The 22,418-nt window shown below is 63.9% G+C and carries 19 protein-coding genes; 9 read left to right on the top strand and 10 right to left on the bottom strand.

Annotated elements, in window-relative coordinates; translation table 11 throughout:
• Positions 1 to 71: 71 nt before the first annotated feature.
• Positions 72 to 839, top strand: coding sequence for an RDD family protein (locus tag CU_RS02670; RefSeq protein WP_012359789.1), 768 nt, complete (start codon positions 72 to 74; stop codon positions 837 to 839).
• A 137-nt stretch (positions 840 to 976) separates the two neighbouring features.
• Positions 977 to 1,951 (top strand): AEC family transporter, encoded by a 975-nt coding sequence (locus CU_RS02665; RefSeq protein ID WP_012359788.1) that lies wholly within the window; start codon positions 977 to 979, stop codon positions 1,949 to 1,951.
• Between the two features lie 56 nt (positions 1,952 to 2,007).
• Here CU_RS02665 and CU_RS02660 read toward each other — a convergent pair whose 3' ends face one another.
• From CU_RS02660 to CU_RS02645, 4 genes are all read right to left on the bottom strand, one after another.
• Positions 2,008 to 3,201: an acetyl-CoA C-acetyltransferase gene (locus CU_RS02660; RefSeq protein ID WP_012359787.1), complete on the bottom strand. Its 1,194-nt coding sequence runs from the start codon at positions 3,199 to 3,201 to the stop codon at positions 2,008 to 2,010.
• A gap of 155 nt (positions 3,202 to 3,356) precedes the next feature.
• Positions 3,357 to 4,970, bottom strand: a complete 1,614-nt coding sequence (gene purH, locus CU_RS02655) for a bifunctional phosphoribosylaminoimidazolecarboxamide formyltransferase/IMP cyclohydrolase (protein ID WP_012359786.1) — start codon at positions 4,968 to 4,970, stop codon at positions 3,357 to 3,359.
• The gene (gene purN / locus CU_RS02650; protein WP_012359785.1) at positions 4,963 to 5,613 is read right to left on the bottom strand and encodes a phosphoribosylglycinamide formyltransferase; all 651 of its coding nucleotides are present in this window, start codon (positions 5,611 to 5,613) and stop codon (positions 4,963 to 4,965) included. Before purN ends, purH begins: the two co-directional genes overlap by 8 nt.
• On the bottom strand, positions 5,613 to 7,364 hold the full coding sequence (locus CU_RS02645) for a cell division protein PerM (RefSeq protein ID WP_231837731.1): 1,752 nt from the start codon (positions 7,362 to 7,364) through the stop codon (positions 5,613 to 5,615). The genes purN and CU_RS02645 overlap by 1 nt, the downstream gene beginning before the upstream one ends.
• 426 nt (positions 7,365 to 7,790) lie before the next feature.
• On the opposite strand from CU_RS02645, the gene CU_RS02640 reads away from it, so the two are divergent.
• Complete coding sequence (locus CU_RS02640; RefSeq protein WP_012359782.1) at positions 7,791 to 8,534, top strand: M23 family metallopeptidase; 744 nt, start codon at positions 7,791 to 7,793, stop codon at positions 8,532 to 8,534.
• 114 nt (positions 8,535 to 8,648) lie between these two features.
• On the opposite strand, the gene CU_RS02635 is transcribed toward CU_RS02640, so the two are convergent.
• Positions 8,649 to 11,282, bottom strand: a complete 2,634-nt coding sequence (locus tag CU_RS02635) for a UvrD-helicase domain-containing protein (RefSeq protein ID WP_231837774.1) — start codon at positions 11,280 to 11,282, stop codon at positions 8,649 to 8,651.
• A gap of 515 nt (positions 11,283 to 11,797) precedes the next feature.
• On the opposite strand from CU_RS02635, the gene CU_RS02630 reads away from it, so the two are divergent.
• A complete protein-coding gene (locus CU_RS02630; RefSeq protein ID WP_173362334.1) occupies positions 11,798 to 12,127 on the top strand; it encodes a chorismate mutase in 330 nt (109 codons plus the stop codon).
• A gap of 176 nt (positions 12,128 to 12,303) precedes the next feature.
• On the opposite strand, the gene CU_RS02625 is transcribed toward CU_RS02630, so the two are convergent.
• Positions 12,304 to 13,149: a S1 family peptidase gene (locus CU_RS02625; RefSeq protein WP_231837730.1), complete on the bottom strand. Its 846-nt coding sequence runs from the start codon at positions 13,147 to 13,149 to the stop codon at positions 12,304 to 12,306.
• 179 nt (positions 13,150 to 13,328) lie between these two features.
• Between CU_RS02625 and CU_RS02620 the strand changes: the two genes are divergently transcribed.
• The 3 genes from CU_RS02620 (at position 13,329) to CU_RS02610 (ending at position 17,278) form a co-directional block, all read left to right on the top strand.
• The gene (locus CU_RS02620; RefSeq protein WP_012359778.1) at positions 13,329 to 14,138 is read left to right on the top strand and encodes a metal ABC transporter ATP-binding protein; all 810 of its coding nucleotides are present in this window, start codon (positions 13,329 to 13,331) and stop codon (positions 14,136 to 14,138) included.
• A 51-nt stretch (positions 14,139 to 14,189) separates the two neighbouring features.
• The gene (locus CU_RS02615; protein WP_331370642.1) at positions 14,190 to 15,902 is read left to right on the top strand and encodes a metal ABC transporter solute-binding protein, Zn/Mn family; all 1,713 of its coding nucleotides are present in this window, start codon (positions 14,190 to 14,192) and stop codon (positions 15,900 to 15,902) included.
• Positions 15,903 to 16,012: 110 nt separating this feature from the next.
• Positions 16,013 to 17,278, top strand: coding sequence for an AI-2E family transporter (locus CU_RS02610; protein ID WP_012359776.1), 1,266 nt, complete (start codon positions 16,013 to 16,015; stop codon positions 17,276 to 17,278).
• Positions 17,279 to 17,382: 104 nt separating this feature from the next.
• Here the strand turns inward: CU_RS02610 and CU_RS02605 are convergent, their stop codons facing one another.
• From CU_RS02605 to CU_RS10900, 4 genes are all read right to left on the bottom strand, one after another.
• Positions 17,383 to 17,805 (bottom strand): pyridoxamine 5'-phosphate oxidase family protein, encoded by a 423-nt coding sequence (locus CU_RS02605; RefSeq protein ID WP_012359775.1) that lies wholly within the window; start codon positions 17,803 to 17,805, stop codon positions 17,383 to 17,385.
• A gap of 45 nt (positions 17,806 to 17,850) precedes the next feature.
• Positions 17,851 to 18,240 (bottom strand): cupin domain-containing protein, encoded by a 390-nt coding sequence (locus CU_RS02600; RefSeq protein WP_012359774.1) that lies wholly within the window; start codon positions 18,238 to 18,240, stop codon positions 17,851 to 17,853.
• 170 nt (positions 18,241 to 18,410) lie between these two features.
• Positions 18,411 to 18,803: a hypothetical protein gene (locus CU_RS02595; protein ID WP_012359773.1), complete on the bottom strand. Its 393-nt coding sequence runs from the start codon at positions 18,801 to 18,803 to the stop codon at positions 18,411 to 18,413.
• 228 nt (positions 18,804 to 19,031) lie between these two features.
• Positions 19,032 to 19,883, bottom strand: coding sequence for a tyrosine-type recombinase/integrase (locus CU_RS10900; RefSeq protein ID WP_012359772.1), 852 nt, complete (start codon positions 19,881 to 19,883; stop codon positions 19,032 to 19,034).
• Between the two features lie 548 nt (positions 19,884 to 20,431).
• On the opposite strand from CU_RS10900, the gene CU_RS02585 reads away from it, so the two are divergent.
• The gene (locus CU_RS02585) at positions 20,432 to 20,794 is read left to right on the top strand and encodes a MobC family plasmid mobilization relaxosome protein (RefSeq protein ID WP_012359771.1); all 363 of its coding nucleotides are present in this window, start codon (positions 20,432 to 20,434) and stop codon (positions 20,792 to 20,794) included.
• Positions 20,775 to 22,385, top strand: a complete 1,611-nt coding sequence (locus tag CU_RS10295) for a relaxase/mobilization nuclease domain-containing protein (RefSeq protein WP_012359770.1) — start codon at positions 20,775 to 20,777, stop codon at positions 22,383 to 22,385. The genes CU_RS02585 and CU_RS10295 overlap by 20 nt, the downstream gene beginning before the upstream one ends.
• Positions 22,386 to 22,418 lie beyond the last annotated feature (33 nt).

Here is a 22,418-nt window from a genome sequence, read left to right as displayed (position 1 = left end):
CTATATTCGTGGGAAATGCCCCTCGTGCACGCACCAAGGCAGGGGCTGCGCGAAAAACGAGAGGCCCTGTGATGACGAACCCCTATAACAACAATCACAACGATTCGGGGACCCCAGACGACGGTGGCTACGGCGGCTCGACTCCGAATAACGGATACAGCGGAGCTACTCCTGGCGGCGAGGCGCACGCTAGCGGGTACAACCAGCCGACCGTTGGGGACGCATTCAACGATTCCCCGAGCAGCCAGGGTTACGGGACGGCTAGCCTCGGCGTGCCCATGGGCGATGAGCGCTCCGCGGCCGCGGGCGGTTTCCCCAGCATGCCGGACTACGAGTCCTCGGCGGGTGCCGCGCCCTTGGCGCCATCGCGTCCTGGGCCGTGGATTCGGCTGCTGAGCCTCATCATCGACGGAATCGTGGTCAACGTTGCCAGCGCACCAGCGTTTCTGCTGCTCTCCTCCCCGCAGGAGGTTATTGATTGGTTGTTTAATGTCTCCGAAGGCATCGATGCCGAGATGCCGATGGGTATTGGGATCGCCTCGCTGCTCTCCTTCGTCCTGTGGTTCGTCTACCGAGCGGCGATGGAGTCCAGCGGCATGAAGGGCTCACTGGGCAAGCTGGCCACGGGCCAGCGCGTGGTGAACTTCGAAGGCGGGCAGCTTAGTTTTGGCCAGTCCCTGAAGCGCAATAGCTTCTACCTCATCCAAGGCCTGCTGAGCATCCTGCCCTTCCTCGGATTCATCTACATGATCGTCTACGGCGTGGGGATCTCCCGCGATCCGTACAACCAGTCCCACACCGATAAGTGGGCCAAGGCCTACGTGGTGAAGGCCCTCTAGGCACCACTCCCCCTCCGGACTCCCCGCCGTGGCAGCAGCCCGGCGGGGTTTCTTGTGTCCACTCACCATCTGCTGACCCGGCTCCCACTGGGTTGGCCGCACCCCTGGCGGTTGAGCCGAGTCGGGCGGGTGGTTCAATGGGAGCCATGCTCAATGTGCTCACCGGCTTCGGCGTCGTCGTCCTCATCATCGGACTCGGCTACGTCATTGGCCACAAGCAGCTACTGGGGCCCAAGGCGCTCTATCCGCTGAACATGTACGTGTTCTGGATCGCCCTGCCCGCCACGTTGCTGCGTTTCATGAGCCATGCGGACCTGGGGCAGATCTTCGGCCCGAACCTCGCGGTCGTGGCGATCAGTAGCTTGCTGACCGGGTTCACCAGCTTCGCACTCTTCTATTGGATTGCCCGGCGAACCGCCAAGGAGTCCCTCATCGGGATGCTGGCGGCCAGCTACTGTAACGGCTCGAACCTGGGTATCCCGTTGGCTACCTACCTGCTGGACGACCCGACGCTGACGCTGCCGGTGATCCTTTTCCAGGTAGGTCTCTACGCCCCCACCGCGGTGCTGCTGCTGGATATCGCCGAGGAACGTGGCTCGGGCGCGCAGTCCGGTGCTTCGCGTACCCGGCTCGCACCGGCGGTGGCCTCGGCGCTGTTTAAGTCTCCCCTGCTGATCTCGGCTTTTGCCGGCATGATCCTGGCCTGGATGAACACCCGCTTCGGCTTCGAACTGCCGGCGCTGATCGCGGACCCAATCGACCTGATCGCGCAGTCCATGGTGGCCGTGGCGCTGGTGGTCTTCGGCATGTCCATGGCCGAGGTGAAGGTCCTGCAGCCGGGGATTAGCCCGCGTAAGTCGGTGCTGGTGGCATCCCTTCTGAAGACGGTGCTGCACCCCACGCTCGCGTTCCTGGTCGGCACGTTGATCTTCGGCGCGAGCGGGGAGCTGTTGCTGGCGATGGTGCTGATGGGGGCACTGCCGACGGGGCAGAACGTGTTCACCTATGCGCAGCGCTTCCAGACCCAGCAGGTGTTGGCCCGGGACACCGGCGTGGTGTCCACGGCGATTTCCCTGCCGATCATGGCAGGGATCGTGCTCTTCCTGGGTTAGCTGGGTCGGGTTCCCCTCCCCTGGGCTCGCCGAAGCCAGCCCAGCTCCCTAAGGCGTTACTTCCAGATCAGCAGCGCATCGCCCTGGCCGCCGCCACCGCACAGGGAGACGGCTGCCTTACCGCTGCCGCGGCGGTTGAGCTCGTGGGCCGCGGTGACGAGGACACGGGCCCCGGAGCAACCGATCGGGTGGCCCAGGGAGATGCCGCCACCGTGGATGTTGGTCTTCTCCAGCGGGTAGTCCAGGTCCTTCAGGGACTGGGCGACAACCGCGCCGAAGGCCTCGTTGATCTCCAGGAAGTCCAGGTCCCCGGTCGTCCAACCGGCCTTGGCCAGGGCGGCCGCCACTGCCTGGGAGGGCTGGGACAACAGCGAGGTATCAGGGCCTGCGGTCTGCCCGGCCGCGCCGATGGTGGCGAGGATATTCCAGCCATTGGCTTCGGCGTTCTCGCGGGTGGTGAGCACCACAGCTGCCGCGCCGTCGGAGATCTGGGAGGAGGAACCGGCGGTGATGGTGCCCTCCTTGCGGAATGCCGGGCGCAGCTTGGCCAGGCCCTCCTCGGTGGTGCCAGGGCGCACGCCCTCATCCTGGGAGACGGTAATGGTCTCCTTGCGGGTGGCGACCTCGATGGGGACGATCTCGTTTTCGAAGGTGCCCTCGGCGATCGCGCGCTCGGCACGCTGGTGGGACAGGGCGGCGATGTGGTCCTGCTCCTCACGGTTCAGGCCGGCGGCCTCGGCGTTCGCATCGGTCTCCACACCCATGGCGGTGCCCTGGACCGGGTCGGTGAGCCCATCGCGCTCGAGGGCGTCGTCCAGCTTTAGGCCGCCGAAGCCCTTGCCGGCGCGCACGCCTGCGGCGAGGTGCGGGGCGTTGGACATGGACTCCTGACCACCGGCGACGACCACGGTGGCGTCCCCGGCCTTGATCATGCGTGCGGCGCTGATGACGGCGTCCAGACCGGAGAGGCAGACCTTGTTGATGGTCATGGCTGGGACGTGCATCCCCAGTCCCGCGGCGACGGCTGCCTGCTTGGCGGGGTTCTGCCCGGCGGCGGCCTGCACGACCTGGCCCATGAGGACGTAGTCCACCGGCTCAGTGCCCACGCCGGACCTCTCGAGCACTGCGGAGATGGTGGCGGCGCCGAGGTCGACGGCGGTCTTGCGGGACAGCGCGCCAAGCAGGCGGCCTTGCGGGGTGCGGGCGGCGCCGACGATGACGACGTCCTGTGGCTGCGGGTTCAGTGGCATGGGTTAAAAACCTCCCGTTGTCGGCTGGGCGAGCTATTTATGGTGTGATCATCATCTCATATTCGGCCCCACCGCGTCTGGTTCCAAAAAGATAGAAAGAGGCCGGGCAGCGTTTCTGCTGCTCGGCCTCTCACTGTGCGCTCATGCGCTCGGGGTTAGTGCGAGAAGTGACGCTCCCCGGTGAGGTACATCGTCACGCCGGCCTTCGTGGCGGCTTCGATGACCTCGGCGTCGCGGACGGAACCACCCGGCTGGACCACAGCGCGCACGCCGGCGTTGGCGAGCACCTCGAAGCCATCAGCGAATGGGAAGAATGCATCGGACGCGGCGACCGCACCCTTGGCGCGCTCCGCACCGTCGGACAGGGTGTTGGCACGCTCGACGGCGAGCTTCGCGGCGTCCACGCGGTTGACCTGGCCCATGCCCACGCCCACGGTGGCGCCGTCGGCGGCAAGAAGGATGGCGTTGGACTTCACGGCACGCACGGAACGCCACGCGAACTCCAGCTCGGCGAGGGTGGCCTCGTCGGCCGGCTCGCCGGCAGCCAGGGTCCAATTGGCCGGGGCGTCGCCGTTGGCGTCGATGACGTCGCGCTCCTGCAGCAGCAGCCCACCGGAGATCGCGCGAGACTCAATGGCAGCCCGGGTCGGGGCGGCGGCCTTGAGGATGCGGATGTTCTTCTTCTGGCTCAGGATCTCAACCGCGCCATCCTCGTAATCCGGGGCGACGATGACCTCGGTGAAGATCTCCGCAACCTGCTTGGCCATCTCCACGCTGACCGGGCGGTTGACGGCGATGACGCCGCCGAAGGCGGACATCGGGTCACAGGCGTGCGCGGCGCGGTGAGCGGCAGCGATGGACTCCTCGGACACAGCGATGCCACACGGGTTGGCGTGCTTGATGATCGCGACGGCCGGGCGCTCGTGGTCCCAGGCGGCGCGCCACGCGGCGTCGGCGTCCGTGTAGTTGTTGTAGGACATCTCCTTGCCGTGGAACTGCTCTGCCTGCGCCAGGCCAGGCTCCTCGCCCGGCGCGGTGTAGACCGCGGCCTTCTGGTGCGGGTTCTCGCCGTAGCGCAGGTCGTGGGCCTTCTCATAGGAGGCGCCGGACCAGGTCGGGAACTGCTCGTCATCCTTGCCAACCTGGGCGGTCAGCCAGCTGGCTACCGCGACATCGTAGGAGGCGGTGTGCTGGAAGGCCTTCATGGCCAGCTCGGTGCGCTGCGCGAGGGTGAAGCCTCCCTCCTTCGCAGCAGCAACGACCTCGTCGTAGCTGGTCGGGTCCACGACGACGCCGACGGAGGCGTGGTTCTTCGCGGCGGCGCGCACCATCGACGGGCCGCCGATGTCGATCTGCTCGATGACCTCGTCATAGGAGGCCCTGGAGGCGACGGTCTGGGTGAACGGGTAGAGGTTCACGACCACCAGCTCGAAGGGCTCAATCTCCAGCTCCTTGAGCTGGTCAAGGTGGTCCTGCTTGCGGGTGTCGGCGAGGATGCCGGAGTGCACGCGCGGGTGCAGGGTCTTCACGCGGCCCTCGAGGACCTCGGGGAAGCCGGTGAGCTGTTCCACCTCGATGACGGGCACGCCGGCATCAGCGATCTTCTTGGCGGTCGAGCCGGTGGAGACAATCTCCACCCCTGCGGCGTGCAAGCCCTGCGCGAGCTCCTCCAGGCCGGTCTTGTCGTACACGCTGACCAGGGCGCGGCGGATGGGCTTGCGCTCGCCGGTTGCCTGCGCTGGGTTCTTAGAATTCGAAAGTTCAGTCATTGCTGCTGATCTGGGCCTTTCGTCCCTCGATGGTGAGTCCGTTTCCTGCGATCTCGTGCAGGACCTGCACGATCAAACGCCGCTCCACGTGCTTAATTTTTTCGTGCAACGATTCCACTTTATCGCTTGGGTGCACGTTTACCGCTTCCTGTGCCACGATCGGGCCGGAATCAACCCCGGCGTCCACCACGTGCACGGTCGAGCCGGTGACTTTCACGCCGTATTCGATCGCATCCACGACCGCCTGTGCGCCCGGGAAGGAGGGCAGCAGCGCGGGGTGGGTGTTGATGATGCGGCCCGGGAAGCGTTCCACGACGTCCGCGCCGATGATGCGCATAAACCCGGCGGAAACGATGAGGTCGGCGTCCCAGCTTTCCAGCGCCGCAATGAGGTCACGGTTCCACTGCCCACGGTCGGTGACCTTGGGGATGTATTCCACCTTGAAGGTGGGCAGGCCCGCCTTCTCGGCTCGCTCGAGCGCGGCGCAATCGCGGTCCGCCCCGATGGCGAGCAGCTCGACCTTCGCCGAGTCCAGGTTGTCGATGAGGGCTTGGACGAGCGTGCCAGAGCCGGAGGCCAGCGCGACGATGCGCAGCGGTCGGCCCTGGGGTGCGGGCAGTGTGGTGTGAAAATTCTGACTCATTAGTTCTCCTCGTTCTCCTCGATCTCGCTGTTCTCGCCGTCGGCGTCGGTCTGGTCTTCGAGGTCCGCGTTGTCGGTCTCATCGTTTTCTTCGTCTTCTTCGGCGGCGACGGTCTCGGCCTCGCCCTCAGCGTTCTCAGCGACGTCATCCGCGGCAGCGTCCACGTTGTTGGAGGCGGCGTCTTCGTCCTCAGCGTCATCCGCGGCGACGTCCCCGTCGTCGGCATCTTCGTTTTCGACGTCCTGATCATCGGCGATGTCGGTTGCGGCAACATCTCCGTCATCGGAGGCGTCCTCGCCGTCGTAGTCAGCGTCATCGTCCTCGTACTCGGCGTCTTCGCGCTCGGCGTCCTCGGCAGAAGCGACCTCGTCGGCCGGGACGGCCTCGGTCACCGTGGCACCGGCGCGGGCAAGGAACCACATCAGCACCGTAGCGGGCAGCAGCAACCAGCCACCCGCCTCCACGGCGGCGAGCCACGGCAGCGGCCCGGTGATGCCGACGGTGCCCAGCACTCCGCGTGCCAACCACGCACCAATGAAGGCAAACACCAAGGCAGCGACGCCAGCTCCCAGGCCCGTGAAGACCGGGGACTCCACGTAGCTGCGCTGACGCACGAAGCGGTAGACGGTGGCCACGGCGACGATCGCCGGGATCGCCAGCAGGAACGGCCCACCCGGGATGGGGGCATTTGGGGCGGCGGCCAGGATCGGCAGCGGGGGCAGCTCCACGTTGGTGATATTGAACAGGCTAAATAGACCAAAGCCGAGGTTGTACTCCCCGCCCAGTAAGACGGCTGCCGCCCCGATGACGATGTTCGGCAGGTAGAGCAGTGCCAGGAGGGTCATCCCCACGCCTGGCCAGAAGCCCGGCGCGATCTCATAAGCCGCCCTGGCGGCGGACCAGTTGCCGATCAGGGCGATCACGACGCCCAGGAGGCCGGCGACACACATCCAGCCCAGGAAGTTCCGACCCAGGCGGACGGACTCCACGGGCCAGGTCGGCCAGTGGCGGCGCATCAGCAGGGCCCGCCAGATGCGCCCCCGCATCCCGATAGCCACGGCCAGCCCGTTAACGAGGAAGGTGTTCAACAGCGCCCGCCCCAGGTGGGGCGCCTGGACGTCGAAGACACGACCTGCATCCAGGAGCATGAGCCAAGCGATAAAGGTCAGCACCATCGGCAGACCAATACCGAGAGCGGCGAAGACCCTTAAGCCCCGGACGCTGACCTTATCCCCCAGCGCCTTCGTGATGCGGCGGGAGTGGCCGAGGATCACGGCAATCGCGGGGAGCAGTGGGACGAATCCCAGCTCCACACCCTGCATTTTCAGCGGGGCGGCGTTCGCCACCATCCAGACGCTGGCGAGGACGCTGGGCACCATCGAGAATTTCGCACCAATTCCCACGATCACTGCGAAGGTCAGGGCGATCGCGATCGTGACCCCGTGGTTGGCCAGCAGGGAGGGAAGGAAACGCTTGATATGGGGGCGCCACAACGCCCAACGGTGCTTCAGCCCCGCCCCCCTTCCCGGCTGCTGTCGCTGGCCCGTGCGTGGGACGGTACGCTCGCCGCGTTCCGAACGGTGGAAACGGTCCTGAGAGCTTTGACCTGCCGCGGAGCGCCCGGCCGGAGCGGCCTGAATAGACGACGGACGTGCCGGCGGGCGCCGGTGGGGGCCGGCCGGGCGGCGTCCTGCCTGGCGGGCAGCACTGCGGCGCGGTCTGGAACGGGGGTTGTCGGCTTGTCTACTCACAGTGTCTATTGTGCCTGCCGCTGCCCGCGCTGTGACATTCACGGCACTTTCCGGCGTTTCCGGGCGAAGACAGGGTGAACCTCGCGTGACTGTTGCCCTGGTCGAATCCAGAGAAGGGGCATGAGCCAGGAATATCGGCGGAAAAAATGTGACTTTCCCCACCCTTTTGGGTGTATTCCGCGAAAACGACGACCAAAATGCGCCACATCATCCCGCAAAAATGCACCCTGATCTGCACTTTCAATCCACCTCCCCACCATTCCCCCGTTAACCACACCAGCCACAGCGTTCACTCATTGTTATATTCCCGCAATATTGGTTGAAAGATACGGAAGGAAACAATAGAGTAACTCTCGTTCATAACGATCTGGTTACGAAAAACCAGCGAGTAGATCACAGTCTCCAGAGCTTGAAAGGGCAAGGAACGTGCAGAAGACCTCCAGCACCCGGCGCGTTGGGCAGCACCGCAAGGTAGATAACAGCGCCAAGCGCCGTCTCGCATTGGTCGCCGTTGCAACGGGTGCCGTATCCACGGCTGGCGCTGCAGGCGCAACCGCTGGCGCTCAGCAGGCAAACTCCGCTACCCCAGCTGATGGCTCCATCGAGCTGGCGGCTGACTCCTCCTTCCTGGCCCAGGAGGCCGAGGGCAGCTCCGCAGCTGATGCGCCGCGCATCCTGGAGGTCCCGCAGCTGCAGGAGACCACCGCCGACCTGTCCGCACAGCTCTCCTCCGCTCTGGAGTTCGCGAAGCAGCGCGCTGCCGCTGACGCCGCATCCCGCGCCCCACAGGCTGCTAAGCCTGCCGAGGGGTCCTTCACCTCCGGTTTCGGTGCTCGCTGGGGCACCAACCACAACGGCGTGGACATCGCTAACGCCATCGGCACCGCGATCCTCGCAGTCAAGGACGGCACCGTCATCGACGCAGGCCCGGCTTCCGGTTTCGGCAACTGGGTGCGCATCAAGCACGACAATGGTGACATCACCGTCTACGGCCACATCGCCACCATCGACGTCTCCGTCGGTGACCGCGTGACCGCCGGCCAGAAGATCGCCGGCATGGGCAACGAGGGCTTCTCCACCGGCTCGCACCTGCACTTCGAGATCCACCCGAACGGCTCCGGCCCGATCGACCCGGTGCCGTGGCTGCGGAACCTCGGCATCGAGCTCTAGGCCGTCGCTAAAACGACAACAGCTCCCACCCTGCACGGGTGGGAGCTGTTGTTCTTATAACGACCGCACTGGGTTTGTTAAAGCGCACGATCTAGGGGCGGTACCGCCCCTGCCCTAGAGCTTCTCCATCGGCACGCCGCCGAAGAGCATGAGCCGCACGGTGCCACGGCTGCCGAAGTCAATCATGACGGTGGTGTGGCTGCCCACCCCATCGACGCTCTTGACGGTGCCAAGGCCGTACTTGTCGTGGTTAACCCGGTCACCCACGGCCAGCTCCAGGGGCTTGCCGCTGCGGTCGGTGGGCTTCTTCTTAGCCTTCGCTGCCGCGCCCTTACCCGCAGCTTTGCCCGGACGGAAACCGGTGGAGTTGCCGCCGGACGCGCCACCAGAGCCGCTGCCCGCGGAGCTAAAGCCTGATCCCGCACGGCCTGCACCGTAGGTCCGCCCGCCATCGAAACCGCCACTCCGGCTGCCGTAGCTGCCAGAACCACCGGAGCCCCATCCCCCGGAGCGACCCCAGCCTCCCGAGTAGCCAGAGCCGCCGCCGAAGCTTGAGCCATCGGCATAGCCGCCACTGCCCCACGAGCCGGACCAATCCGGCTCCTCGCGGAGCCACTCCACCAGTTCCTCCGGCACCTCGGAGAGGAAGCGCGAGGGAGGGTTGTTCACGGGCGCACCCCAGCCGGAACGGGTGATCGCGCGGCAGATGTAGAGCTTTTCCTTCGCGCGGGTAATGCCCACGTAGGCCAGGCGGCGTTCCTCGGCGAGCTCCGTCGGGTCGCTCAGCGCACGCATGTGCGGGAACTGGCCGTCCTCCCAGCCGGTGAGGAAGACGACCGGAAACTCCAGCCCCTTGGCGGTGTGCAAGGTCATCAGCGTGATCTGGCCTGCGCCCTCCTCAGGGATCTGGTCGGCATCAGCGACCAGGCTGACCCGTTCCAGGAAGGCCTGCACGCTGCCCAGCGGGGCCTCGCCCTCGTCCAGCATCGCGTCGGCGACGTCCTGTGTGAGCTGCACCTCGGGCTGCACCGCCTTCCCGGCGGGCATCTCCTCGTAGGCCTTCTGGTGGGCCGCCTCCTGGCTGAACTCGTGGCCCACGCTGATCAACTCGTTGACGTTATCCAGCCTGGTCTGATCCTGCGGATCATTAGACTTCTCCAGCTCGGCCCGGTAGCCGCTCTGCTCCACGATGGCGGCGATGATCGCGCCCAGGTCCGGCAGGCCCAGCGGACTGCCGTCGGAGGCGCGCAGTTCCGCGTCCTCGACCGTCTTTCGCAAGCCGTCCATCATGCTGAGGAAGCCCGCGATGGCGTTGCGACCACGCCCGCCGAGCCGGGCGACCTTGTCCTCAGCGGCGTCGCGCAGCCCCTGCGCGAAGCTCACGCCCTGCGCTTCGGCGTGGACGGTGACCTGCGCGAGCGCCCGGTCGCCGATGCCTCGCCGCGGGGTGTTGATGATGCGGCGCAGCGCGACCGTGTCCTCCGGGTTATCGAGCACCTTGAGGTAGGAAACGATGTCGCGGATCTCCTTGCGCTCGTAAAAGCGGGTGCCGCCCACCACCTTGTACGGCAGCCCGGAGCGCATGAGCACGTCCTCCAACGCGCGGGAGGCGTTGTTGGTGCGGTACATGATGGAGATGTCCCCGTAGGCCACCCCTTCGTCGACGAGCCGGTCGATCTCGCCTGCGATGAAGCGGGCCTCGTCGTGCTCGTTATCCGCCACGTAACCGGCGATCTTCTCGCCCTGACCGAGGTCGGTCCACAGCTTCTTGGGTCGCCGCTCGGTATTGCGGTCGATCACGGCGTTCGCCGCGGAGAGAATGGTCTGCGTGGAGCGGTAGTTCTGCTCCAGAAGGATGGTGTGGGCGTTCGGGTAGTCGCGCTCGAATTCCTCGATATTGCGGATCGTCGCGCCACGGAAGGCGTAGATGGACTGGTCTGCATCACCCACTACGGCGAGTTCGCCACCACCGCTTCCCTCCTCGCCGACGAGGGTGGAGACCAGCACATATTGCGCGTGGTTGGTGTCCTGGTACTCGTCGACGAGCACGTGGCGGAAGCGGCGGCGGTAGTGTTCGGCGACCTGCGGGTTATTGCGCAGGATGCCGACGACCTCGCCGATCAGGTCGTCGAAGTCCACGGCGTTCGCCGCCCGCAGGCGCTTTTGGTAATCCGCGTACAGCGAAGCAACGGTCTGCTTGTGGAAGTTGCTGTCCGCGTCCGCCTCGGCCTTCGCAGCAGTAGGCCCGACGAGCTCGTTCTTCCAGTTGCTGATCGTGGAGAGCACGCCGCGGGGCGCGAACTCCTTGACGTCCAGGTTGTGGTCCTTGATGACCATGGTGATCAGGCGCTTGGAGTCATCCGAGTCATAGATCGTGAAGTTGGTGTTCAGCCCCGCCACGAGGTGGGCGTTGCTGCGCAGGATGCGCACGCACATGGAGTGGAAGGTGGATACCCACATCCGCTCAGCGGCGGGACCAACGAGGTCCGCAACGCGCTCGCGCATCTCCGCCGCAGCCTTATTGGTGAAGGTGATAGCGAGGATCTGCCAGGGCGCAACACCGGTGGACAGCAGCCAGGCGATGCGGCGGGTCAGCACGCTGGTTTTCCCGGATCCCGCGCCCGCGACGATGAGCAGCGGGCTGCCGGTGTGCTGCACGGCTTCCTTCTGCTGCGGGTTTAACCCGGCCAGCAGTTGCTCACGGTTGTCCGGCGCGTGGCGGCGGTCGAAGGGACTTCCCGCTGCCATTTCACCACGTCGGTTCCCGCCGCTTGCGGTTCCCAGGAAGTCGTCGACGCCCCCGGTGTGCTGTGCCTGCGAAAATTGTGCCTGCCCCGGCTGTGACTGGTTCGGCACCTGCTGGCCCATCGATTGCGCAGGGGCATGTTCGTCCTGCGTACTCGGCTGGGCCGCAGCCTCGTTCATGAGCGCGACCAGCTCTTCGTAACCCGCGGGTGGGGCGTCCTCCGGGGGCGGGGCTGGGTCGAACCCTGGGTCGAACCCAGAGTCGAACTCAGCGTCGAATTGCGGTTCCGGCAGCGGCACTTCCTCTGCCTGTTCTGCCTCCGGTCCGCTCGCACCGGTTGCTGGCTGCTCGCCGGCAGGGCTGGCCGTCTGGTCCGCCGGACGTGCGGCACCAGGGCTCATGGGAAAGAGACCATCTTGCTCATCAGGAGTGTTCATCGCCTACCAGGCTAGTAGATACCCCAGACACGGCTGCGCGACGTACAATCAAAGCTATGACTAGCGAAGATGGCGCAACGATGAACCCTGGCATCGGGGAGGGGCCGGAGGTTCCGGCTAAGGGCTTCGAGGTGCGCATGCCCTCCGGTACCGATGATCCGCTCTCCGATGAGGAGATTCAGAAGTATCGCCAGGAGATCAACCGGATGGATCGGACGATCATTGATGCGATCCACCGCCGTTCCGCCGTCTCGAAGGCCATCGGCAAGACTCGCCTGGGCTCCGGCGGTACTCGCCTGGTCTATACCCGCGAGGTGGCGATCATTAACCAGTTCCGTGAGGAGTTCGGCTCCGAGGGCGTGGAGATCGCCAAGGCGCTGCTGCAGCTCGGCCGTGGTCGGCTGGGCTAACCCCCTCAATCTTTAGACCCTGCGCACCCTACCCCAACGCGCAGCTGCCCCCGACGATGTGTCGTCGGGGGCAGCTTTATGACCGAGGGTTCTGCGCTCGCGCTTGGGCGTCAGGGGCGTTGCTGTGCGCCGGCACGCCAGTGCTGCGCACTAGCGTTTTCCGCTCACGCTATCCGTTAGGGCAGGCGGAAGCCCGCGCCGGAACCGCCGAGCGCGTTCATGTCCGCTGCGATGGCATCCCAGGTGGTGGACACTGCCGGGGAGTGCAGCGGGCCCTGCAGCGGGGTGGTGCAGCTCGGCAGCGGCTGGAAGCCACCGTTGAGGATGCCGACCAGGCGACCACCCGCGTAGACGGGTGCGCCGGAGTCCCCGAGGGAGGCGCAGATGTGGCTCACGAAGGTCTGGCCAAGATGCCCCAGCACCGGCCCACACTTGGTGCCGGTGGCCACACCGGTCTTGCAGGCTGCATTCGGCACAGCAGGCGCCGGGCCACCGCTACGGTTCAGCGCCACGCGACCGTAGTTCCGGGTCAGCTGCACGTCGGGGCGCAGGCGGATGACGGAGTAGTCCAGGTTGCCGAACTTCACGACCTTGCCGATCACACCGGCCTCGGGGGCGTCGAGGGAGCGCACCGGGCTCCCCGGCACGCCACAGTGAGCGGCGGTGATTCCCACCTTGTTGCCCGCGGCATCAATACCCGTCACAGAGAGGGTGCAGATGCTGTCGCCCACCATGATCGGGGTGGATGGCCCCAGCAGAGCGCGGGGCTTGATGCGCTGCTGGGCAGCCGGCGCGGTGGGCGAGGTGAAGTAGTGCCCCGGCACACGGTGTGGGCCTGGCTGGCCGGTGGCCGTGAGCGCTGCGTCGAGGGAGCCCATCGGGTTGGCCGCCGCCTGCCCGGCCGTGCCGACGCCCAGCCCGGCAGCGATGCCGAGGCTGGCGAGCAGACCCGCAGCACCTCGCAGGATGCGCCCGCGCAGGGTGCGGTGGTGGCGGGCATGGGTCCGGGTGGTGCGCTGCATGGCGTGTTCCTTATGTGACAGGTGGGGCTCGATTCCCTCTAACCATAGCGCCCGCACCAGACACCGCCTACGCCAACGCGCATGGCAGTCCTGGCGCTACCCCCCCAACACCACCCCACCCCAAAGTTCAATACATTGAACTTGGTGATTCATTGAACTGAACACTATTCTTGGCTGTCATGAGTATTAGCGTCCAGAACTTGAGCGTGAGCTACGGCGCGAACACCGCGATTCGGAACATCAGCTTCACCCTCGACTCCCCCGGCATGCACGGCATCATCGGCCCCAATGGCTCGGGCAAATCCACCCTCATGAAGGCGATGCTTCAGATCCTGGACAAACACAACGTCCACGGCACAAGCACCACCGGCACCCCTGCCGACTACCCCGTCACCCTCGACGGCAAGGCCCCCGCCGAGCAGCGCCGCGCAATCGCGTATATCGAGCAGCGCTCTGACCTCGACCGCAACTTCCCCACCAGCGTCTTCGACACCGTCCTGATGGGCACTTACCCGCGACTGGGGCTCTTCCACCGCCCCGGCAAGACCGAACGCGAAGCAGCCACCCAGGCTCTCAAGGACGTCGACATGTGGGACTTCCGCCACCGCCACATCAGCGAACTCTCGGGCGGACAGTTCCAGCGCGTCCTCTTTGCCCGCGCCATCGTCCAGGACGCGGAGTACATCTTCCTGGACGAGCCCTTCGTCGGCATCGACGTCCCCAGCGAGAAGACGATCGTGACCCTGCTGCGGCAGATGGCGGACGCGGGCAAGCACGTCGTCGTCGTGCACCACGACATGAACACGGTGCGCGACTACTACGACGACCTCATCGTCCTCAACGGCGAGCTCGTCGCGGCGGGTCCCACCGAGGAGGTCTTCGTCCCCGACGTGCTGCAGAAGGCCTTCGGCGCGCTCGTCATCCGCGAGCCGTCAGCACCAGCCCACCCCACGCCACGGCAGGCAGCTCTTCAGGAGGAGACAGCATGATCGCGGAGTTCCTCGACTCACTACTCAGCCACGGCTACCTGCAAAAAAGCGCTGATCACCTCGGTGATCGTGGGCGTGGCCTGCGGCATCGTCGGCAGCTTCATCGTGCTGCGCGGCATGGCCCTGATCGGTGATGCCATCTCGCACGCCGTATTACCGGGGGTCGCGGCCTCCTACCTGCTCGGCACGAACCTCTTCCTCGGGGCGGTGGTCGCGGGCCTACTCGCCACACTGGCGATCGGGCTGATCAGCGAACGCTCCACGGTGAAGAATGATTCGGCGATCGGCATCGTCTTTTCCACCTTCTTCGCGATCGGCGTGCTGCTCATGGCGAAAGCGCAGACGGCGACGGATCTGACGGAGATCCTCTTCGGCAACGTCCTGACCGTTCAGGACGCCGACCGCAACCTCTCGATCGGCATCGCCGCTGCCGTGCTGATTCTCACGCTGGTCTTTTACAAGGAGCTCAAGCTCAGCACCTTCGACCCCATGATGGCCCAGTCGGCTGGCGTGCCCGTGCGGGCAATCCACTACGGGCTGATGGTGGTGCTCACGCTGGTGACGGTCATTTCCCTGCAGACGGTGGGCGTGATCCTGGTGGTCTCCCTGCTGATCACTCCGGCGTCGGCGGCGTACCTGCTGACGAACCGGCTGGGAGTGATGATCGGGCTTTCGGTGGCGATCTCGGCGCTCAGCTCCGTAGTGGGGCTGTTCCTGAGCTATAGCTACAACGTGTCCTCCGGTGTCACGATCGTGCTGACCGCCAGCGCGCTGTTCCTGCTGGCTTTCCTCTTCGCGCCAGGCAAGGGCCTGGTCGCTCGCTCGCTGGGCAATAAGCCACTGGCCGCGCTGTTGGCCCTCCTGGTGGGCGGTGCCCTCGTGTTCGGGGCCGTGACCTTCTCGACGGAGGAGAAGGCAGACGGTGAGCAGCTGAACGTCGTCACCACCTTCACGCTGCTGGCGGACCTGGTGGAGGAGATCGGCGGCGAGGCGGTGAACGTCCATAACCTCGTGCCGACCGGCACGGACCCGCACGACTACGACCCCCTGCCCGCGGACCTGGATGCGACGAGCGAGGCCGACCTGCTGTTCTACAACGGGCTCAACCTCGAGGGCGGCGAGCACGGCTGGCTCGCGAAACTGAAGAACACCGCGGGCCTGGACGATTCCCAGATGGTCGAGACCACCAAGGGCGTGGAACCGAAGTACCTCAAGGACGAAAAGGGCAATCAGGAGATCAACCCGCACGCCTTCCTGGACCCGACCGTCGGCATCGCGATGGCCGAGAACGTGACCGCGGCGCTGGCGGAGGCTCTGCCCGAGCGCGCCGATCAGATCGAGGAGAAGGGCGCGGAGTACAAGGCCATGCTGGAGAGCATCGACGCCGACTACCGCGAGCAGATCGGTGCGCTGCCGAAGGAGGATCGTGTGCTCGTGGCCAGCGAACACGCCTTCCAATACATGGTCGACACCTATGACATGGAGCAGCTGTATATCTGGCAGATCGACACGGATGAAAACGGCTCCCCCGCGCAGATCGGACACCTCGTGCGCCAGCTGAAGGACAAGCGCCCGAAGCACCTGTTCGTGGAGTCGAACGTGGATACGCGCCCCATGAAGACCGTCTCGAAGGAAGCCGGGATTCCGATCTTCGCCGAGCCGCTGCACTCCGATGAGCTCGGCAAGCCAGGCACGGTCGCCGGGACTTACGAGGATTTCCTGCGCAGCAACTTGAAAACCATGATCGCGGGGCTGAAGCGCTAAAACGCGAATGCGCGAGGCCCACATGCGTTGGGCTTCCCCGGTCGCATTCCCCCCTGATTTTCTTGCAGCAGGGTGGGTGGCGGGCCGCCCGCGGGCTTATTATTTGATGCATGGCTGAAACTATCCCCGAGCAGAGGCAGCGGATTCTGCCCTCTCGCGCTCACCTGCCGTACGGGCTGGTGCTCGCCGCCTGGTGGAGCGCATGCCTGCTGCTGATCGCGGGCGGGGCGATCGTCGGCGCCCGGTTGGTGGAAAAGCTCGCGGTGGTTGTGGCGCCGCTGGCCATCGCGGTGCTGTTTTCCGCGATGCTCACCCCGGTCGTCAATTTTCTCGACGTCAAGCTGCGCCTCCCCCGCTCCCTGGCATCTTTGCTGACGGTTCTGGGGCTGATCGGGCTCATCTCGGCGGGCATAACGCTGTTCACGACCCAGCTGATCTCTGGGGTGCCGGCGATGCGGGATTCCGCCCGTCAGGGCGTGAATCAGATCGTTGATTGGCTGGAGAACGGCCCGTTTAAGCTCACGCAGGCGAAGCTCTCCGAGATGGTTAGCCACGTGCAGGGCGCGCTGTCCGAGAACTCCAAAACCATCGCGGACGGCGCGGTGCGCACCGGCACAACGGCGGTGAACTCGGGGGCTGCCCTGCTGATCTTCCTGATCACCCTGTTCTTCTTCCTCTACGAGGGCCGGCGCATCTGGCTGTGGCTGGTATCCCTGGCGCCCCAGGCATCGCAGGTGCCAATGGATGAGGCTTTCCGCCGCGGTTGGGTCTCGCTCGGGACGTTCGCCCACGTCCAGGTGCTGGTCGCCGCGTTGAACGCGGTCTCGGTGGGTATTGGCTGCTGGGTGATGAAGGTGCCGTTCGCGATTCCGATTTCGGTGCTGGTCTTCATCGCCTCCTTCGTCCCGATCGTGGGCGCGCTGATTTCCGGTGCGGTGCCTGCTCTGATCGGCCTGGTGGACCAGGGCGTGTTCACCGCGATCGTCATGGTGATCATCGTGACGGCGGTGCACCAGATTGAGACCCACGTGCTGCAGCCCTTCCTGATGGGGCACGCTGTGGCGCTGCACCCGCTCGCGGTAATCGTGGTGGTGGCCGCGGGCACGTACCTCTTCGGCCTGGCGGGCGCGGTGTTCGCGGTGCCGGTGGCCGCACTGGTGAACTCGGTGGTGCGCTATCTGCGCGGCAATGACATGTTCCCGGCACTCGGCGAGGCCTATGAGCTTCGGAAACCTGGAACCACGAGGGGGCTGACCGACCCGAAGGGCGAGGCTGCCGCCGACGAGCCTGTGGCTGGCGATGCCACGAAAGATGCCGAGGCCGCGAAAGATGCCGAGTCCGCTGTTTCAACCAACAGCACCGACCCCCGCGAGTAGCGCCTTCTCCTCCCCACTAGCGCGTCCCTCCCCAGCCCAGCTGGGCACAAAAAATCCCCCATCCGGTCAGTACGTGCTCACCGGATGGGGGATTATTGCTGGAGCTAGTAGCGCTCCGGCTCCTCGCCGAGCTGGAAGCGCCGGCCGGAGATCTCCTCAGGGGTGATCTCCACGTAGTTGTACTTCAGGGTCGGCAGCCACGGCTTCAGCGGCAGCTCGTCGGCCTCCTGGATCTCGTCCGTCCTCTGCAGGATGCGAGCGCGTCCCTTGACGATGACGGACCATGCCTTGTCCTCGGTGTGATCATCGGCTTCGAAGAGCACCCGCTCGTTGATGGACACGGTAAACAGCTTGGAGCCCTCCGCGGTGCGGAAGTAGATCTTCCCCTCGTTCACCACGTAGTTCAACGGGTAGATGTCGAAGTCATCCTTGATGCGAACAACCAGGCGACCGAGCTGCTGGTCACCCATCAGCTCCAGGGCCTCGTCTTCCTTCAGGATCTCAATGGGGTTCTCAAAATCAGCCATACTTCCATTCTGGCACTGTTTGCTTTTTCGTGTCGTGCCGGAGTTTTACCCCTCGGGCCCGGTGATCAGCATCAAGGTCACCGTGGCTGGTCCGTTGACCGCGCGCAGCTCGTGGGAGACGTTCGCCACCACAGAGACCGCGGTGCCTGGCTTGATGAGAAGTGTCTCTCCGCCAACGTCGAACTCGACCTCACCGGTCTGGCCAAGCACCATGATCGGTGCCGGTGCGTGGTGGTCCGCCATGACGTCCCCCTTTCGGAAGGCAATGCGGACGACGGACGCGTGCCCAAGCTTTTCCTGGATGCGAACCTCAGGGACGGCACGGCCTTCCCCCTCTTCCTGGCTGTGTTCTGCGTCCAGCTGGGTGAGGTACGTCCAGCCTTCGCCGGCGGAGTTATACGGCTGCTTCGTGGAAGTATCTTTATTCGCGCTCATGACCCCATGCTCCCACAAAATTCCAACCCCGGGGATGACGAAGTCCCCCTCACTGTTTCCAGTGAACCCCCCCCGATGCGAGCAGCCACTTCTTCCCAGAGTGCTCCGGCACCGCCCAACGCGTGCGCTGGCTTATTTTCGCGGGTAGCACAGGCACCCACAAGCCCCAGTCAAGAGCGCGAAAAAGCAACGGCTACCGCGATAATGCCGAGCGGGATAAGCAAGATAAAGAGGTTATTTATGGGCAGCGCCTGCCCTGCCGCGACTTCTTCCCACGCATAAAGCGCCGTCGAACCAAAACCAAGGAGCAGCATCACGCACCCCACCCCGGCCCAAGCCACGACGGTGCCCCTCACTGGAGCCCTGCGCGACCGCAAGAAATGGTACCCACCCAGAGCAGCAACCCACACTGTTGTCAGCGACGCCCCCACCGCCATAATGAGCGCATCTGTGACACTCCACGCCGAATTCGGGTCATTGATAATGAAACTGATCAGCACCGTGAGCACCGGGATGCCCACAGCACCTGCGAGCAACCTTCCAAGAGTTGTTTTAGCGCCCATAGTGAAAGGTTAACAGCCGACACTGAATCATACGGACATGACGAAGGCCCCCTCACCGTTTCCAGTGAGGGGGCCTTGCTCTTAGTAGCGGGGGCAGGATTCGAACCTACGACCTCTGGGTTCTCACCCTCAAGTTCGAGCCACCTGCAGTTATTACCCTTTTACCTGCTGATTAGAGAGGTATAAGCATACTGGGCCTTACTGCGCCTTACCGCGGATTACCGACTCTTAAGTCCCGTTTTGAGTCCCACTTTCTTCACCGAGATTCAAGGCTCCCCGCATAGCGTCGACATCAGTCCAATCCGTGTAGTTGCGCGCGTTCACGTCGACGTCATGCCCGAAGTAGGCTGCACGCACCTGGGCGGGCACCCCTCGCGCGATGGCCCGGTTATTGAGCACCGTGCGCCAGTCATGGGATCTCATTAAAGCGATGTGGTCGTCCTGGACCTGCGCGCCGACATCTTTAAACAGAGCCGCTGACGCTTTCACGGCGTTGTCGGTGCGCCAGTGCGCCTGCTTGTCTCCTGGCGAAGGGATCAGTGGGTCGGCCGTTCCTAGTCCGTCGAGCCGGTTTAACCAAAACTTTTCGACACGCTTGTCCAGGAACGGGATAGAACGGCCTCTGTGCGTTTTGGATTGCTCAGATGTAATGCTGATAGCGATCTGCCCATTAGCGACTTTTACAGAATGCCTCGTCACTGCCAGTGCCTCGGAGATGCGAAGTCCCGTCCCCGCTTGCAGTAGTGCCAGCGCGACCACGTTGTCATGTTTTGCGATGGAGCTTGCTCGTCTGTCCGTGCCCGGTGGTAACGGTCTGGCGGTATCGCGTGCAATGAGATGGTCTACAACGGCGTCGTATTGGGCGTTCGTCAGGGCGTGACCACCTTGTGGTTTATTGCCCTTCTTGACCTCGCCGAGGTCGATGCTGATTCCGCGTAACGGGTTGTGGTCGATAACACCCTCGCGGATGAGCTGATCCAGAATGTACTTGCTCACGACGGTGCGGGCCTGCCGTGCAGATTCCGACCCGTTTGCGGTGGCGATGGCCTGCAATGCGTGTTCGAGAGTTCGGAATTTCACAGCTTCGCCAATGGCGTGTTTTCCTAGCTGTGCTTCGGCCTGCTTTAATGCGAGCTCATACCGGGCGCGCGTGTTCGGTCGCAGACGTGCCGCCCGGATGGCCGGCTTAGAGACGTCGGTAATGAACGCCGAGAAGTTCTTGCTCTTATCCCAATTGGTCGACGTCGAGTTGAGCTTGCTATCCCGCTTCTCGACGGCAATTCGCCGGAATTCCCCCTTTGTCCTTGCCCGGATTGTCGGGCGGTAAGTCGTTCCGTCCCATAGTCGGACCGTGATTTTCGCTTCGTATGGACCTCGCGGCGGTAAAGCATCAACGACGCGGTCGATGGAATCTTCCCCAAGGCTTAGTTTCGTTCTGGCGGCACGTATTTGCTGGCCGCCTGTTTGTGAGGGCCGTCTTTGACGGTGGCGAGTACGCCTGAATCTGCCCCGCAGATTCAGGGGGCCGACACCGGAGAAGCGTGACCCTTACAAACAGACTGTGGCCCTGGCTGCATCAGCAGTCGGGGCCACCCTGCCACAGTAAGCACGATAAGTAGGAGGTGGATATGCGAGACAAGTTCTCGACATATTCGCGTACAACCGTGCGCCTCGATAAGGATTTAGACCGATTTGTCGAGGAGGTCGTACGGGTCGTAGGGGTGCAAAAGGCCGTCGTGTTCCGGGAAGCTCTCTATGTCCTCGCGGAGGAGGAGAGCGTGCTGACGCAAAAGCGTTTGGCCCCGGACACGCTGCGCCGCCTGGACGAGATGAACGACCAACTGCGGCGGATTGGCGTCAATCTAAACCAGTTGGCTCGCCGCGCGAATATCGACGGCGTGGCCCCCGTGTCTGAGGCTGTAGAAAGCATTGGCTCCGAGGTTTCTTCTCTTCGCAAAGAGGTGAAGGACTTTGTCCACAATCAAGATTAACTACAGCCAGAATATCCGCGCGGCAACGGTCTACGCCGTCTATGGAACGGCAGACAATGCCCGCAAGGGTGAGGTGCGAGCCGATGCTTTATGCACGGTTCAACCTAACGCTGAATCGTTTTCTCCGGAGGCTACGGCTGGCCGTTGGTCGGGTGTGGACTTCATGGAAGCCAGTGTGGAAGAAATGGAGCGATGTGCTCCGGCTCAGCGCACTGACGAAGCAATTATTTATATCCAATCGTGGGCTAAAGACGAGCTGGATAAGGATAACCCGGCCGATGTAGCTCGGGCTAATGCGGCTGGCTCAGAGCTGGCGATGCGGCTGACGCAGGGCACGGGAGTTCCGTTTACCGTGGCTACGCACACCGACAGTAAAAGCGACTGTGTCCACAACCATACCGTCTTTGCCAACCACGATACGCAGACAAAGAAGGCTGCACCTCGGGATATGCGCAACTGGTACAAGCTGCGCAATATCAACGACGAGCTGATGCGCGATTTGGGGATGCGTGTCCTGGAGCGAGAGCCGGAAATATCGCTGCTTCCTGCTGAGCGCAGGGCACGCAAGGAGGGCAAGTCCACAGACTCGACGGGCCTGGGCGTGGATGAGCTGACCGCAGCCACGTGGGCTGATTTTGCCCGCAAGCGCATGGATGAGCTGTGCGCGGATAAACAGGTGGCAGATGCTGACGACCCACTGGCGAAGGCAGTAGAGATTGCTGGCAAATACAACCTGTCTCTAAAAGTGCAGCCCAACTCAAAAACCGAGGGTGAGTCGCTAACCGTGGCCCTGGTCGACGACGACGGCGAGGATGCCTACTTCACGAACACCACGAAGGCCGGACGTACTCGAAAGCGTAAAGCAGCTAAAGCTGGCTCAAAATTGGGCCGCAGCTACTCGCTAGAGGGTGTGACCGAACGCGTTAACGAGGCCCAATCAGCCCTTCTTGCGCGGCAGCTTGCAGCACTTCAAGCCAATTCAACCGATGACGACCTGGAGGCGAAATACGGCTCCAGCCTTCTCGATGACGAGGAGGAAGAAAACTATAACAACCAGGAGGTATTCAATCATGGTGTCAGTGACCGAGATGACGAAGCTAGCCCAAGCAGCGGCGAAAGGCAAGATGGACAGCGTCTTGAAGGTTCTCAGCCCACGCCTGGACAAGGCGGAGAAGGCTATCAAGACGCTGCAGGAGAAACTGAAGAGTCTGCCGGAGAATACAGGGGACATTCTCAGTTCTCTGCCCAGCGACTTCTCGACGAGGTTGACGCAAGCGGAAAGCGAATTAAGGAACGTAAAAAGCAATCTCGCCGCAAACAAGAACTACGTGAGCAGCAGTCACTTCCAAGTAACGATGATGGAAGTGCAGCAGATGATCACCGGGCTGATAAGGAACATCGAGGATCTGCCCAACGGCCTGGAGGGGGTAAAAGGGTACCTAATCGAGATAAGCGAGCAGATGTCGCGTCTGACAAGGATGCAACAGCTGGTACTCAAAGCAGCCGAAAGCCCCATCCATCTCGACAAGGATTCCAGCCAAGCAGTAGCCCAGAGCCTGAACGCTCAGATGACTTCGAGCCTGACTTCTAGCCTGGAACCGCTGGTAGAAGTAGCTGTATCTGA

The sequence above is a fragment of the Corynebacterium urealyticum DSM 7109 genome (assembly GCF_000069945.1).
Taxonomy (GTDB): domain Bacteria; phylum Actinomycetota; class Actinomycetes; order Mycobacteriales; family Mycobacteriaceae; genus Corynebacterium; species Corynebacterium urealyticum.
This window is presented reverse-complemented; position numbering and strand designations above follow the sequence as displayed.